This window comes from Psychrobacter sp. VH5 (assembly GCF_050572635.1).
In the GTDB taxonomy this organism is placed as follows: Bacteria; Pseudomonadota; Gammaproteobacteria; order Pseudomonadales; family Moraxellaceae; genus Psychrobacter; species Psychrobacter celer.
In genome coordinates, this window is sequence record NZ_CP192145.1 from 2688799 (window position 1) to 2703458 (window position 14660).

Annotated in this window: 14 protein-coding genes; 5 read left to right on the forward strand and 9 right to left on the reverse strand. The window is 47.6% G+C overall.

Annotation, left to right across the window (positions count from 1 at the left end; genetic code table 11):
* The first annotated feature begins 107 nt into the window (after positions 1 to 107).
* Positions 108 to 434, forward strand: a complete 327-nt coding sequence (locus ACNFVB_RS11265; protein ID WP_105244106.1) for a beta-lactamase hydrolase domain-containing protein — start codon at positions 108 to 110, stop codon at positions 432 to 434.
* Positions 435 to 763: 329 nt separating this feature from the next.
* The gene (locus ACNFVB_RS11270) at positions 764 to 1096 is read left to right on the forward strand and encodes a TIGR01244 family sulfur transferase (protein WP_100750024.1); all 333 of its coding nucleotides are present in this window, start codon (positions 764 to 766) and stop codon (positions 1094 to 1096) included.
* 176 nt (positions 1097 to 1272) lie between these two features.
* Here ACNFVB_RS11270 and ahpF read toward each other — a convergent pair whose 3' ends face one another.
* A complete protein-coding gene (gene ahpF, locus ACNFVB_RS11275; protein WP_430737563.1) occupies positions 1273 to 2850 on the reverse strand; it encodes an alkyl hydroperoxide reductase subunit F in 1578 nt (525 codons plus the stop codon).
* Between the two features lie 409 nt (positions 2851 to 3259).
* Between ahpF and ACNFVB_RS11280 the strand changes: the two genes are divergently transcribed.
* Entirely contained in the window at positions 3260 to 3508 is a 249-nt protein-coding gene (locus ACNFVB_RS11280) for a YdcH family protein (protein WP_075100410.1), read from the forward strand.
* A 102-nt stretch (positions 3509 to 3610) separates the two neighbouring features.
* Here the strand turns inward: ACNFVB_RS11280 and ACNFVB_RS11285 are convergent, their stop codons facing one another.
* Both ACNFVB_RS11285 and ahpC read right to left on the reverse strand, forming a co-directional pair.
* On the reverse strand, positions 3611 to 3769 hold the full coding sequence (locus tag ACNFVB_RS11285; RefSeq protein ID WP_430737564.1) for a hypothetical protein: 159 nt from the start codon (positions 3767 to 3769) through the stop codon (positions 3611 to 3613).
* Positions 3770 to 4051: 282 nt separating this feature from the next.
* Positions 4052 to 4618 carry an alkyl hydroperoxide reductase subunit C gene (ahpC, locus tag ACNFVB_RS11290; protein ID WP_430737565.1) on the reverse strand — a complete coding sequence of 189 codons (567 nt, stop codon included), beginning with the start codon at positions 4616 to 4618 and terminating at the stop codon, positions 4052 to 4054.
* A 293-nt stretch (positions 4619 to 4911) separates the two neighbouring features.
* On the opposite strand from ahpC, the gene ACNFVB_RS11295 reads away from it, so the two are divergent.
* Both ACNFVB_RS11295 and ACNFVB_RS11300 read left to right on the forward strand, forming a co-directional pair.
* Positions 4912 to 5820 carry a hydrogen peroxide-inducible genes activator gene (locus ACNFVB_RS11295; RefSeq protein ID WP_430737566.1) on the forward strand — a complete coding sequence of 303 codons (909 nt, stop codon included), beginning with the start codon at positions 4912 to 4914 and terminating at the stop codon, positions 5818 to 5820.
* A 6-nt stretch (positions 5821 to 5826) separates the two neighbouring features.
* The gene (locus ACNFVB_RS11300; protein ID WP_430737567.1) at positions 5827 to 6498 is read left to right on the forward strand and encodes an HD domain-containing protein; all 672 of its coding nucleotides are present in this window, start codon (positions 5827 to 5829) and stop codon (positions 6496 to 6498) included.
* Here the strand turns inward: ACNFVB_RS11300 and ACNFVB_RS11305 are convergent.
* From ACNFVB_RS11305 to ACNFVB_RS11330, 6 genes are all read right to left on the reverse strand, one after another.
* Complete coding sequence (locus tag ACNFVB_RS11305) at positions 6479 to 7081, reverse strand: methyltransferase domain-containing protein (RefSeq protein ID WP_430737568.1); 603 nt, start codon at positions 7079 to 7081, stop codon at positions 6479 to 6481. The genes ACNFVB_RS11300 and ACNFVB_RS11305 overlap by 20 nt on opposite strands.
* Before the next feature lie 409 nt (positions 7082 to 7490).
* Positions 7491 to 8117, reverse strand: coding sequence for a M48 family metallopeptidase (locus ACNFVB_RS11310; protein WP_430737569.1), 627 nt, complete (start codon positions 8115 to 8117; stop codon positions 7491 to 7493).
* 70 nt (positions 8118 to 8187) lie between these two features.
* Positions 8188 to 9762, reverse strand: coding sequence for a DUF1513 domain-containing protein (locus ACNFVB_RS11315; RefSeq protein WP_430737570.1), 1575 nt, complete (start codon positions 9760 to 9762; stop codon positions 8188 to 8190).
* 3 nt (positions 9763 to 9765) lie between these two features.
* Positions 9766 to 10914, reverse strand: coding sequence for an imelysin family protein (locus tag ACNFVB_RS11320; RefSeq protein ID WP_430737571.1), 1149 nt, complete (start codon positions 10912 to 10914; stop codon positions 9766 to 9768).
* Between the two features lie 95 nt (positions 10915 to 11009).
* A complete protein-coding gene (locus tag ACNFVB_RS11325; RefSeq protein ID WP_430737572.1) occupies positions 11010 to 12671 on the reverse strand; it encodes a di-heme oxidoredictase family protein in 1662 nt (553 codons plus the stop codon).
* A gap of 272 nt (positions 12672 to 12943) precedes the next feature.
* Positions 12944 to 14404 (reverse strand): imelysin family protein, encoded by a 1461-nt coding sequence (locus ACNFVB_RS11330; RefSeq protein ID WP_274632006.1) that lies wholly within the window; start codon positions 14402 to 14404, stop codon positions 12944 to 12946.
* Positions 14405 to 14660 lie beyond the last annotated feature (256 nt).

The following is a 14660-nucleotide window of genomic DNA, read 5'->3' on the forward strand; positions in this document are numbered from 1 at the left end:
AATGGTAGGCTGTCATCTCCCGCTCACGGAGGGTGCCTGACGCTTTGCCGTCTTATGACAGACCGACTGCCCTATCCCATTTTTCACATATTTAATCAAAACTATTTATGACCGATGACATAACGATTTATAAGCAAATTCATCCCAGCCAGTGTATCAAACTTGCCGAGCTGGGCTATCGCTCTGTGCTCAACATCCGCCCTGATGCAGAAGTGGAGTCACAGCCCAATAGTGACGAGTTTGCCGATGCCACCGAGCAGGCAAACCTAAGTTATCAGCACCTGCCTTTTGATGATGAGCGTTTGAGTATGCTGACCGTCGAGCAGTTTGCCGCCCTTTATCACGCGCTGCCCAAACCCATCTTGATGTTTTGTGGTACTGGAGCGCGTGCCAAGCTCTTGTATCAAAGCGCCTTGATGCAGGGTTTGTTGTAAGCCTATATATAGTTAGCTGAATGTAAAACTGTTATGGATTTAAACGCGCTACTGGTATAAATTTTACTTGCGTGCTGCGTTCCCAGAGGCTGCGCAAAATTCATCCCAGTAGCGCTATGACATTTTTAGAGTGTATCGACTATAGCCAAGTGCCGCTGGGGTATTGCTCTGCGCTCTATGACTGTATGGCTTTATGAATACACGCTATAAGCTACAAACAGCCATCTCTGATTTTTGGCTGATAAGAAGCCATGATAGAGCCCAACAGCTCTATACACGTAAAATGCTGGCGCAAAAACCAGCCCATACAACTAAAAATAGGAAGATTTATGAGTCATCAAGTTCGTATCACAGGGCAAATCACCCCTGACCAAGTCCCTATGCTCGCCGAAAATGGTTTTAAAACCATCATCAATAACCGCCCTGATGGTGAAGAGCCAGGACAGCCAACCAGCGCAGAGATTGAAGCGGCAGCGACCGAGGCAGGCTTGGCTTACAAAGAAGTGTCTTTTGCCGGTAGTGAGCTCAGCCAACACCACGTCGAAGAATTCGCAGATTTTTTTAATCAAGCTGAGCAGCCCATGCTGATTTTTTGCCGTACGGGCAATCGCTCAACCGGCATTTATGAAGCGGCCAAACGCATGGATTTGCTAGACGACTAGCCTATCATTAAGTCATGCACCTGCCAGATACCCCATGGCAATAACAATAAGTGCCTGTGCTAATGACATTAACAATGCTCAAGACGCTTGGCATAAACGATGCACCATAAAAACCCCTGAAGCCTATATAGACTTCAGGGGTGTGTTTTATAAAAGATAAGTAATTAAGTAAGAGCTTACTGCATAACCAAGTATTCAAACGCTGATAATGCTGCTTTACTACCCTCACCCATCGCGATATTGATCTGCTTAAAGGGAACTGTGGTCACGTCACCACAAGCAAAGATGCCTTTGCGGTCAGTGCGGCAGCGCTCATCAATTTCAATCTCACCAAAGCGATTTAGATCGACAAAGCCTTTGACAAAATCTGTGTTTGGCATCAGACCAATCTGGACAAATACCCCTGACAAATCGCGCTCATGGGTCTCACCGGTGCTGCGATCTTGATAAACGATAGACGTCACCTTATTGTCAGTCGCTTTGATCTCTTGAGTGGCCGCATTGGTGATAAACTCGATATTGTCTTTTTCTTTGGCTTTATTAATCAGCACCTGATCGGCTTTGAGGTCGTCTGCAAACTCAAGCACCGTCACATGATTGACAATACCTGCTAAGTCCAGTGCTGCCTCGACACCTGAGTTACCACCACCGATGACGGCGATGTCTTTACCTTTAAAGAACGGGCCATCACAGTGAGCACAGTAAGCCACGCCTTGACCGATGTTTTCTTCTTCGCCTGGTACACCAAGCTTACGCCACTGGGCACCGGTCGCAAGGATAATGCTGCGCGTCTCAAAGCTCTCACCGGTATTTAGATGAATGCTGTAGTTTTCCTCGACCGTCTCACCGATTTCTTTGACACTGACGTGCTCTTTTAGAGTGATGTTGTACTCGCGCAAGTGTTTTTCAAAGTTGACTGACAACTCGTTACCCGTGGTCAACGGTACAGAAATCAGGTTTTCGATGTCTTGTGTGTCTTTTACTTGTCCGCCAATACGGTCAGCGACCATGGTGACTTTGAGGCCTTTACGCGCGGTATAAATCGCGGCGGCAACCCCAGCAGGACCAGCACCGATGATGGTGACATCTTGCTGCTCTAATTGGTCTTCGTCAGCGCCTGCCTCTGCTAGCAAGTCAGGGAACTGCTCTTGCAGTTTTTCGATGAGCTTTGCCGTATCGATCAGACCATTGGCAAACGGCTTACCGTTTAAGAAAACCGCTGGCACGCCTTGAATATTGTTTGCCTCGACCTGCTCTTGGAACAACGCACCATCGATCATCTCGTTGCTGATATCATCGTTGAGTATCGCAAATTGGTTAAGCGCTTGCACCACTTCTGGGCAGTTGTGGCAAGACAACGAGACATAAGTCTGGAACTGCAACGGCTTATTAAAGCGTTTGATCAGTTTTTGAATACCCTCATCTAACTTCAGCGTATGACCGCCTGCTTGCAAGATTGCCAAAACCAGCGAGGTAAACTCATGGCCACCTGGGATACCGCTAAAGACGATACCCGTATCACTTAGCGCGCCATCGATATGGCTATAAATCGCAAAGCTGATCGCGCTTGGCAAGCTGTCGTCAGTGGCTTGTGCGTCGAAATTGATCTTATCAGTCGTGCCTGCGATTTTACTCAAAAAGTCAATCAACTCACTGCGTTTTTCGTGCTCACCGCTACCTAATATAAAGGTAATCGGACGAGTCATGTTTTCGCTATAGCTTTTGATCGCGTCTAATAAATTTTGATCTATCATGTTTGTTCCCCATCATTATTGAATATGTAACGGCAACTGTCGCATTGCCTGTTCAAATACGGTTTTTTGTGACTGTTTCTGTTATAAAGAAGCGATTGGGCATTTGGTTTATGCCCTTTGATGTCTCTATTATCATGGGTTTAGACATGTTGGGCAAGCTGAGAAACTCAAACTTTACGTTTTATAAAACCAATCACAAACTATTAAATATGATTAATATTAAAACCACCCTTGACGGAATGCCATGGTATCAAGGCAGTTTTTTCGCTACAATCAAATGAGGCGAATGGGAAGGGTTCTTATTTGTCTGCATCAACCTCAAGTCTCACCATTACAGCAATCTTCACGATCATGCGCTCATCTTGCTGGTGTTTGTGGCAAGCTGGCGCTTCATAACAAGGATGACAATATGAGAAAGACTGATACATGGCAAGATAACCGAGAGATCATCAGCGAGCTAAAACAAAAAGACAGTCACTTTGCCAGCATTTTTGATGAGCACACCATGCTGGATCAGCAAATCAATCAGCTGGAAAAAGACACAGTCAAACATACCAGCCGCGAAGACGAAATCGAGCAAATGAAACGACGAAAGCTGCATTTAAAAGATGAGATTTATCAAATCATCGATAAAAACAAACTACAGTCTCAGGCTTAGCACCATACGCCCTAGGGCAAAAACACAAACATTTTTTAATCATATAAACCCCCATCAATTTTTGCTGATGGGGGTTTTGTTTCATAATATAACTACATATAACTACGGCGTGTCTTCAATTCGCTTGATCGCGACTTTGCCACCCAGCTTGCCATCTGGATAGTCACGCGGTAGTACCTCAGGGCTTGGCTGTTGTTGTTTTTGCGAGCCTAGCAAAGACTGCTGCTGAGGAAAGTCTTTATTTTTTGATTGATGATTCATGATTTTACTCTTTTATTATCATATTCATACTTATAATGGTCTTGATTAAATCATCGATGATAAAACAAGCTGTTGAATAATCCACTGCCGCTTATCGTGCAAAGCCTGTTGTCGGCACAAATAACCGAAAATAGAATTTGGTAAAATCTGGTGTCAACCTGTGGACGAGATGTAAAAAGACCCTATCAACATCTGCTGATAGGGTTTTTGTCTATATGATACTGGCTCTAAACATAGTTAGTCGTCAGTGCCATAACGTTATCTAAGAGGTCAATCGACTACTTAGATTTTACCAACCAAATCAAGGCTTGGTTTTAGGGTTGCTTGACCTTGATCCCAAGCGGCTGGGCAAACTTCGCCGTCGTTGTCACGAACGTACTGAGCGGCTTTTACTTTGCGAACCACGTCTTTTGCGCTACGGCCGATGCCTAGGTCATGGATTTCAGCCACTTTGATGAGGCCGTCTGGATCGACGATGAAAGTACCGCGAAGGGCAGCGTTGTCTTCTTCGATCATGATGTTAAAACCACGAGTGATTTTACCAGTGCCATCACCTAGCATTGGGAAAGTGACTTTACCAATCGCTTCTGAAGAGTCGTGCCATGCTTTGTGCACAAAATGCGTGTCAGTTGATACTGAGTACACTTCTACGCCTAAGTCTTTTAGCTCTTGGTAATGGTTTGCCATGTCTTCAAGCTCAGTTGGGCAAACAAAAGTAAAGTCATGTGGGTAAAACATAAATACAGCCCAGCTGCCTTTTACGTCTTCTGAAGTGATGGTTTTGAACTCACCGTTTACAAACGCTTCTGTTGAGAATTCTGGGATTTCTTGATTGATAATAGCTGCCATGATTGGCTCCTTTTTTGATTACAGTGTTTTAAGTTACATTGTGATGATAGAGTTGGCTGTTTTTACCAAGCCTTTAACTCTCTGGGCTACATGACAAACTATACGCGAATTTCATGGTTAATCCAGTTAAAAGTTTTTAATGTGATGTTTTGTTTTATTAAACTTGTTAAACTATTATCTCTAGTTTTTATCATCAGTGCTGTACGCGTGTATGCTGGCCTGATAGTAAGCAAGTATCCGACATCAATCATCTGACAATATAGCATTAAAAAGCCCATAAATAGAGAGGTTTTATGATTACTTTACGTCAACTTGAGTTTGCCTTAGCCGTCGCCAAACACCGCCATTTTAAGCGCGCGGCCGAAGAGTGTAATATCTCACAGTCTGCGCTGAGTCTCGGTATCGCTGAGCTCGAAAAACAGCTGGATACGCAGATTTTTGAGCGTAACAATAAGCAAGTGCTGATCACCCCGATTGGGCAAGATATCTTGACACGCGCTCAGCGGGTGTTTTCTGAAGTGCGGGATTTGACCACACGCGCCCACAGTCACAAGACCCCGCTTGCATATCCGATGACGGTCGGCATCATTCCAACGATTGCCCCGTACTTGCTGCCTAAAGTACTGCCCGCGCTGCGCGAGCATTATCCTGAGTTTCGCATGACCATCATCGAGCAGCAAACCGAGCGACTACTCGAGCAGGTACGCTACGGCCATATCGATACGGCTATTATTGCCTTGCCTTATGCGGTCGATGGGCTACACAGTTTTGAGTTTTGGAGTGAGGACTTTTTTGCGGTATTTCCCAAAGATGATGTACACGCCAAGCTTGATAGCATTAGCTCTGATGAGCTAGCGACCGCGAATCTGATGCTATTGGGCGAGGGTCACTGCTTAACCGATCAAACCTTATCCGTCTGTCATTTCGATCGCGCGCAGATGAAATCGAGCTTTTCTGATGCCAGTCTCAATACTTTGATTCAGATGGCACTTGCCAACATGGGGACAACGCTGGTGCCAGAGATGGCCTTAGATCAGCTGCATCTACATAACCAAAACGCGGTCGCTGTGCCACTTGCCGAGGCCGGACCGCATCGTCACATTGCCTTTGTCACGCGTTTAAATTATGCGCGGGTCGATGATGTCAACTTGCTGGGTAATGTGTTTAAACAAGCATTAGAAGAAGCGGCCAATAAGAGCTAAGCAAATATGACCGACCTCTTGCAAACCAGCTCTCGTCTTAGTCAATGCTTTGAGAAGCATCTACTATCGGCTACAAATAGCGATATCAAGCCGACGACAGTCCATGCGCTGTGGCAAGATATCGCTACTCGCTATAACGAAAATCAGCGCGCTTATCATACCTTACGCCACTTGCAGCAATTGTTTGAACAGTTTGAGCAAATCAAGCATAAGCTTAATGAGCCTCATATTATCGCATTAGCCCTGTTTTATCATGATGTGGTATACGACCCGCTGCGTACAGACAATGAGCAAAAAAGCGCCGAGTACGCAGCAGAGACGTTACGCCCGTATCTTTGCGCTGAGCAGTGCGAGCACCTCTATGCGCTGATCATGATGACTGCTAACCATCAACTTACGGGACTATCCGGCCCTGACAAAATCAGTGATGCAGCGTACTTGTTGGATATGGATTTAAGTATTTTGGCTGCGCCTTGGCCACAGTACGAGCGCTATGCGCAAGCGGTGCGCCAAGAGTATCGCCATGTGCCATTAGCCGAATATCGTACAGGACGAATGGCGGTATTAAACAGACTATTGGCGCATCCAAAGCTTTATCTGACTTGCTATTACTATGAGCGGCTTGAGACGCCAGCACGAGCGAACATCCAACGCGAGCTTACTTTGCTTGCAGCTTAATAAATAGCTCTCTGCCTTGCCGTGCCGGATGTGAGTTATAGCAGCGCTCCATAATATCGATATCAAAATGGCTGGCAAAATGCTGCTGATACGCTTCTTTTGTACCACCAAAGGGCGGCTCATCACGGCCAAAATCGACATTAAACAACACGCCAACCAGCTTACCTTGTGGTTTGAGCAGTGAGGCCATTTTTTTGACATAATCGTCGCGGCGTGAAGGGTCAATGGCACAAAAAAACGTCTGCTCAAATACCCAATCAAACTGATACTGCGCAGGCGATAATTCAAAAAAGTCGGCGCAGACTAAGTGCTCAGATGGAAAGTTAGCATAACGTCTAGCAAAGTCGGCAATCGGCGCAGGCGCAAAGTCTAATAACGTGACGTTAGTAAATCCTTGCTCATAAAGATAACCGACTTCATAAGCATTGCCCGCGCCCGGTACTAAGATAGCATCATGCTTTGCCGACTCAGGTAATTGGTCGATATAGGCTTTGAGCGGCGGTGATACCTGTCTCATATCCCAACCGATACTATCGGTTTCGTAGCGCTGCTGCCAAAACTCGGCTTGACTGACATTTTCCATATTATATTTATCCTTGATTGCTTATTTTAAATAATACGTTTTGTACTGTTATAGATTATCATATCAGTATTATATAGGTTACTTGGCGTTATTATTGATATAGTCGATGCACTATAAAATAAGCACAGTGCTACTGGGATGCTGTTTTTAAATGTAGGTTGCGCAGCCTCTAGGTTTGCAGCACGCAAGAAAAACTTATACTAGGGTGTGTCCTCATTTTAAAAATGGTGATAAAAATGAGATAAATCGCCGTCAAACAAGGAAAATAGCGCAGATAATATTGAGATATTAGTCAGCTATTTGACACCGTTTGGCCAGATTTAGATGGCTATCGATTGAATTGAGGACACGCCCTAGTAGCACGCTGGCATAGCTGTATAGTTTTTATATCGGATTGACCATACCATTCTTAATCCAGCTGCCCTGTCTTGCCTGCTAGCATATCGTGCCAATACCGGTAGTCTGGCATCGCGGTCGCCACCGTTTGCCAAAACTCATGGCTATGGTTGGCATGGTGCAGGTGACACAGCTCATGGACGATGACATATTCGGTGCATTCAATCGGGTAGGCAGGCAGATACACAGACAGCCAAATACGACGCGCGCGCGTGTTGCAGCTGCCCCAGCGCGTATGCATCTTTTTTAGGCGTATCTCATTGGCATAGGCACCGACCACAGGTTGCCATTTGTCAAACAATGACGGCATGATAGCCGCAAGCTGCTCACGGTAATAGGCCAGTTTTTTATCATGGCTGAGTGTGATAGATTGCTCGGCACCCCAAAGTAAAACAGGGCTGTCGGCCGTTGAAGCGTCCGTTAAAGGACGGTGTTTACGCTGGTGCTGCTCTAAGACTTGTGCATGATTGTCGATTGCCCAAGACACACGCTTGGCAATGGCTTGCTCGATTTGCGCGGTACTGATAAAAGCCGGTGCGGAGACCATCAATGTGTACGGCTTTAAGCGAAAATTGATGTTTTTGACGCGCTTTTTATTGATTTGCAGCTCTATCCCTGCCTGCGCAAGATGTTGTCTCACCGCATGTAAACTGATGGCCTGTCTCCTTACATACTTATATTCTTGCTTTGTTATTTAGCACTTATCGCCGTTATAGCGCTTGCAAATGATTGTCAAAAGACATTTTATGCCACTTGCTGTCGATCCTCACTTGCCAAGCGGTATCTAGCAATGTGTTGGCTGCTGTCGGTGCCGACTTCACCTCCAATGTCGTTAGCCGCCCTTGCCCATCACTCACGATAAAACCTGCTTTTTTCTCATCAGCCAACACCGACGCGCCCGCACAATCTGGCAAACTGACATCATCGATCAGCTGCTGCGTATTTAGATCATAAATCGCCGCACAGCCGCCAATTGGGGTGGTGACACATAGTAAATCATGCACACTATCGACGGCGACGCTGGCGATATACTGATGAAAGCGCTGCCACTCATCATTAGGCATGGTGAGCGGCTCGAAGTCAGCATCGCCGCGATGATGCGTCAGTACCAAGGGCACATTGATATGCTTATCTCCTTGAAACTGAATACCAATCATCACTCTGCCATCGTCATGCATGGCGAGATGGCGCACGCTCATCTGGTTGTGCGCTGGGACGACCTGCTCCAGCAACGCCCCCGTATGACGATTGAGATACACCAATGACGGGCGCATGCTATCGAGATTTAGCTCTTCTCGTGAGGCACGCTCGGTTTTGATACCGCCATTGGCGATCACCAGTGTGTCGCCGTCAGGATGCATCACCAGCTCATGCGGGCCGATACCAAAAGCATCAAATTCTGCGATTTTCTGATAGTCATCAGTCGCATCATAGACACCGATTTTGCCATCGAGGCTCACCGTATCGTTTTCGGTCACATACAAACGCTGGGCATCTAAGCTATAGCAGGCATGACCATAAAAATGTCGATGGTTTGCCGCTTGAATAGCTGTCTTGACCTGCCCTGTGGCAGTATCAAGCACCCAAAACTTCTCACTAGGGCGACGCCCCATCACCACGACATCACGGCGCTGCTGATGATTGGTTTTATGGTATTGCATATCGTACTGGGTATCTGTATCAAGCACTCCATCGACAGACGGCTGTACGACGATATCATGGACACGCTCAGGCATGGTGGTCTGCCAAACGATCTGTCTATCAGCGTCAATACCGACGACGCCAAAGTCATTGTCAGACTGGCCATCAGGGTGGTCAGTGGCAGTGAGATTTTTTGGCATAGATGCTACCCCACTCACCCAGCACACAGGGCGTGCCATCATGGTGGTGGTATGCACAGCAGCCAAATTAGAGATAACATTGTTATCAGTATTATCTGAATAGGGCTGCTGATAGGCTCGCTGCCATGTCACTACCGCCTGCTGGCAAGCATAGCGAAAGCGTGCTAGCTTTGACCACTTAGGCTGCCCTGACGGCTGTGGCTCTGAGCTACTGCTCAGCTGCCATGTCTGCCACTGCGCACGGACACCGATCACGTAATCTTGCAAGCTTGCATCGGGCTGCCGGCGTTTACGATAATGATGATGAACAGCGACCAGCGCCGCTGTACCTGTGACGCTAGCGAGCGTCGTCATGACAGCGGACGTCAGTCGCTCGTGGCGAGACTGATTGCTATCTTTCGATAGTAAAGCTCGGTTATGGGTATCGTCATTACGCTTACGCATTATTTAATCGCCATCGGTACTATTAAAGCCCACACGGATACCGAGTGTCGGTATCAGCTGGCGCTTAATAATACGAGTAATGGTGGTCAGATGGTCATACAATTCTTGCTGCGTTGCTTTATCAGCCGTGGCGATATCTTCTGGCATCTGCGCCAATAGCGTGGTGGCATCTGCTAAGGCAGTCGATAGCGTATCAGCGACGTTGTTTTCATTATTACTGCCGAGGATTGCCGTCAGGACAGGGTCGGTCAGCGCCTCATTTAACGTGGCTAATTTGGCATTGATAATGGCGCGGCTTTGGCCAGCGGTGGCGGCTGGCACATGACCTTTGGCTTTGCCGTTCAGTCCCAAAGGCTGGTCAATGGCGTTAGATTTCATGGTCTCAACCAATGACAATAACGAATTGAACCATTGGTTTAGGCCCTGATCGCTATCAGCTGTTTTATCAATCGCCAACAGCGTTGTCGCCTTTTTTTGCCAGTCTTTTTCGATGTTTTGTAGGCGCGTACTCAAGGCGTCACTGGCGCTTAGCACATAAGCACACTGCCCCGCATCCAAGCGATCATTGGCGTACAGGGCTTCTTCTAGTCCTGGCACCCCTTGCACGATAGCACTCTCATCAGCGAGCTGCTCTGCAGTGAGCTTTGGATTGGCTGCGATCAAATCAGCCACACCGCTATGCACCAGCCTGCGCTCATCAGGATAGTAGTTGATATATAGGTTGCTCATGCTAGCGGTGGCAGGCCCAAAGTTGATCATCTCAGCGCGCGCCCACGCTTGTGCCAGCACCAGCCACTGATCCCGCAGCGCTTGCAGCTCATCACCGCTGACTGCGTCTGACTGACAGTGCTTTTGTGCCAGCTCATGCAGCAGCTCACTTTGACGCGCCGCATCGGCATAGGCAGGAATGACGAGGTCATCTGCTACATGGGTCAGATAGGTCTTTTCTGTCTCAGCGCTGATATCGACAGCAGCGATACGCTCTGTACTGTTATTTTTGTCATCTACAGAAGGCGTAGCAGCGCTATCTTGCGCGACTTCTTGACCCTCAGAGTCTGGCACTTTGTTTTCATCTGCAGGTTTGACGCAGCTGATCAGCAGGCCCGCACTCAAAGCAGACAGTGCCATTGCTACAGCAGGGTTTATTTTCATAAGTTTCTCGGTATTTGTATGAATGGTTTTATCAATTGTTTATTGGTCGTTTGCTAAGAGCACACCCTTTGCCCACAAGCCTTTGGTCAAGCAATTTATAGCGACTGCAAGAACGCTGTCAATTCAGCTCGTCCTTGCTTATCTAACTGTAGGACTTTTTGTTTTTGTTTTTCGGCCTCGCCGCCGTGCCATAGTACTGCTTCCATCAAGGTGCGTGCACGGCCATCATGCAAAAACGTCGCTTGCGGATCGACCGTTTGGGCAAGACCAATACCCCATAAAGCCGGCGTTCGCCACTCATAAGAGTTGGCCAAAAACTCTACTTGCGCGTCTTTGGGCGGCAGCTTACCAGAAATCGTCCGATCGGCAAGCTCGTCGCCCATATCATGCAGCAGCAAATCAGTATAAGGATAAATCACTTGTCCGTGCTGCTCAAGATGGTCGTCGTCGGTTTTTGGCAACTGATAGCGCGGGGTATGACAACTTTGGCAGCCCATATCATAAAAGCGTTTTTTGCCAGCAAGTACTAGCTCATCCTCGGCATGACGGCGATGCGGGACGGCCAGATTGCGTGTATAAAACTCCACAAACTTGGCCACCTCGTCATTGACTTCCACCGGCGGCTTACCACCGCCTTGCTCATCAGCGCCCGTGGTTGCATTGACACACGCCGTTTGCGCAGGCATGCAGGACTCATGAGGACGGATGTTTGAGGTCAGCCCCATATCTTCATTAAAAGCACTTTGGTTCTGTGTCAAAAGCTTGGTTTGTCCTGCTTTCCAGCCAAAGCGTCCCAACGCGGTTTTGCCCGTCTGTGGATCCATGACCCAGTTAAACTTGCCACTGATATCAGCGCTGTCATTATCGACGGCTTGTTTCTTGATATCGTCATCAGGTATTTGTTCCAACAGTCCAAGCCCAATCATCGGCAAGGCCACGCGCGGCGATACCATCATCTCATCATCAAACGCCCCATAGCCAGGGTTGGTTAGATGAAAGGTGGGCGCGCGCAGGGTTTCGACGTGACCATCAGCGAAAGTGACGGGCTTGTCTGTCCACTGCACCGCGATTCTTGCTTCAGCAGGCACGCCCTGAATACCGCGATCTTGTAGCTGGCCGCCATACATCGGATGCACGACTTTTTCGATCAGCGAGTTTTGCAGCTGCGCTCGCTCCTCATCGGTGGTCGCTGGCATCGCCAAACGAATCAGCAAGCTATCGGCATCGTCCTCACTACTCATCGGTGCGTGGCCACGGCCGTCCTTAATATGACAAGATTGACAAGCCGCGACGTTAAACAATGCCCCCAGACCATCACGGCTATCGGTACTGGCAGGTGCGACCACCCACGGCTGACGAAAAAATGCATTACCAATAAAAAAACTGCCCTTACGCGAGGCCGACAGATTGGATGAGGGTTTGGAGTAACTCTCGCTACTGGTGATGCTAATACCCGTGTCGCCGCCTTGTTTGATCTCTTGCGGGTCAAATGTTACCAGCTGCTGCATTGGCACGCCAGCCAGCGCTTCCACGGTTTGCGTACGTTTAGGCGTCAAAGCGGACGCGCCTTCGCCACTTGCAACGGCAGTGTCATTGGTATTTTTATTGGTCGATGCGCTGTCTGACGTGCTATCCGTGGGCTGACAAGCGCTGATGGCGATTGCACCTGCGACGGTGAGCGCAAGTTTCAACGATGTACCTTGTAAGCTTGAAGAAAAGAAAGGGAAAGCAGAGGGTTTGGCAGGAATGACGCTCATAGGTGTTGCCTTAGTTCTCAAGTAGAACCATTAAAATGGCTGGCTATAACAGTATTTTTTCTTATCAATATAACGGTATAAAAATACATCGACGCTATAAGTCAACGTCTGACCTATTTTATTGCACGTAAAAATACGTTGCTAACGGTCGTTAACAACGCATGTATTATATATAACTTGTCCTTTTACAAACATATCTTCCGTCAGCTTTTCATGACTTGTAAAACATAATCGACATCATGAAATTATTCTATGTGAGAGAAGTCAATCGCTTAAAACTGTGAGCCAGCGTCCGCGTCTAAGTTATCGATACCGACTGCTTTTGCCGCATTTTCGATACCATCTGTTAGCGCTTGCAGACTTGTGATACCCGCCTCGATCCAGCCGCGGCGTTTGTTTTGCTCTTCTGCTGAGATGTCATGCTTGCTCGCTTGACCGACCGTTGCAATCATCTGATCGACCTTGATGCCTTCTTTTTCGCCTTTTTCTACGATGACATTAAAGGCGTCTTCGACCTTTTTAAAGTCAGCAGTCAGCTTATCAGCCGCTTCTTGATGACCACTATCGATCAGATAGTTTTTGACACCGTAGCCACCGATGGTTTTGCCAGCGACAGTCTTATAGCTGCCATTAAAGACGTTTTGGATGCCGCGTGCGTTATTGGCATAGCTTAGGTGAGTTAAGTCACTAAAGCACTCGTGCTCATCTTCAGTAGAGCCGGTCACAAACGCGACCTGCATGCGCTCAGAGGCCAGCTCACCTAAAGCCAAGCTGCCCATTTGATACATGATTTGACGTAGGCCATTGTCGTATTTACGCGCCATCAGATCGCTACGTAGAGTGTTTTCGCTCTCAGGCTGCCACTCAGCTTCCATCGCTGTGAGGTCATCTACCAGCAACTGCGCTGCCGCTTTTAAGAACTCGCCGCGACGCTCACAGATACTGACGTCTTCATTGACCGTATCACCGCTGGTACATTGTCCGGCTTCGGTGACATAGTCAGTCACAGGGCGCTCGCCTGCCCCTGCGCTGACGCCGTTGGTGTCTTGGCCCCATAGCATAAACTCAATCGCATGATAGCCTGTGGTGACATTGGCTTCACTACCGCCGATCTCATTCATATCTGCCAGTAACTCAGGTGTAATATTGCTGGTATCTTGTTTGATACTACCGACCGTGATGCTGTCGCTATTGATGATATTGTCTTGGCTGTTGTACTCGCCTTCGTAGCTATCGCTGACATAGTCGATCAAAGCTTCATCAAGTGGCCACGCATTGACCTGACCTTCCCAGCCATCGACACTACCGATGGCGCGCTTATCATTGGCCGTCACAAACCCTTCATCAAAACGGAAAACCTCTGTCTGAGAGTATGGCTGACGCGCCGTTTTGTAAGCTGCTTTTGCCGCCTCTAGATTGGCTTCAGTGGGCGTCTCTACATAGGTCTCTACCGCCTTTTGTAGCGCTTTAGCCGTTTCAAGTGAGTCTTTGTAGGCGGCATGAGCCATATTGGCATAGCTGATTACCAATCTGTCAGTATGTGCCTGATCCGTCGCCGATAGCTCGCCGCTGTCCACTGACTCTGCGCTTTGTACTTCTGTTTGACTCTCTGCACTTGTCTCGGCATTTTCGTCGGTTTGTTTGGTGCAACCCGACACCATTAATAACCCTGTCAGCGCAGCAGCCAAAGCGGTGGGGAAAATCTTACGGCTCGTTCCTGTGGTAATCGTCATACACATCCTCAAAGATATTACAAAAGAAAAAATCGTCGTCAGTGCCACAGCGCGTACTGACTTTATCTATATATCATAATGTAGATAAAGTCAGTATCGGTTATTGCGCTTATGTTACGGCATTTATCTAAAACCTCTATGAATTATAGGGTTATTGATAATCATTATCAATATTTAATTTTACATCAGCATTCACGGCGATGGTGATAGTCTGATATTAGGCATAAAAAAGCCAGCAATTCGCTGACTCTTTTAT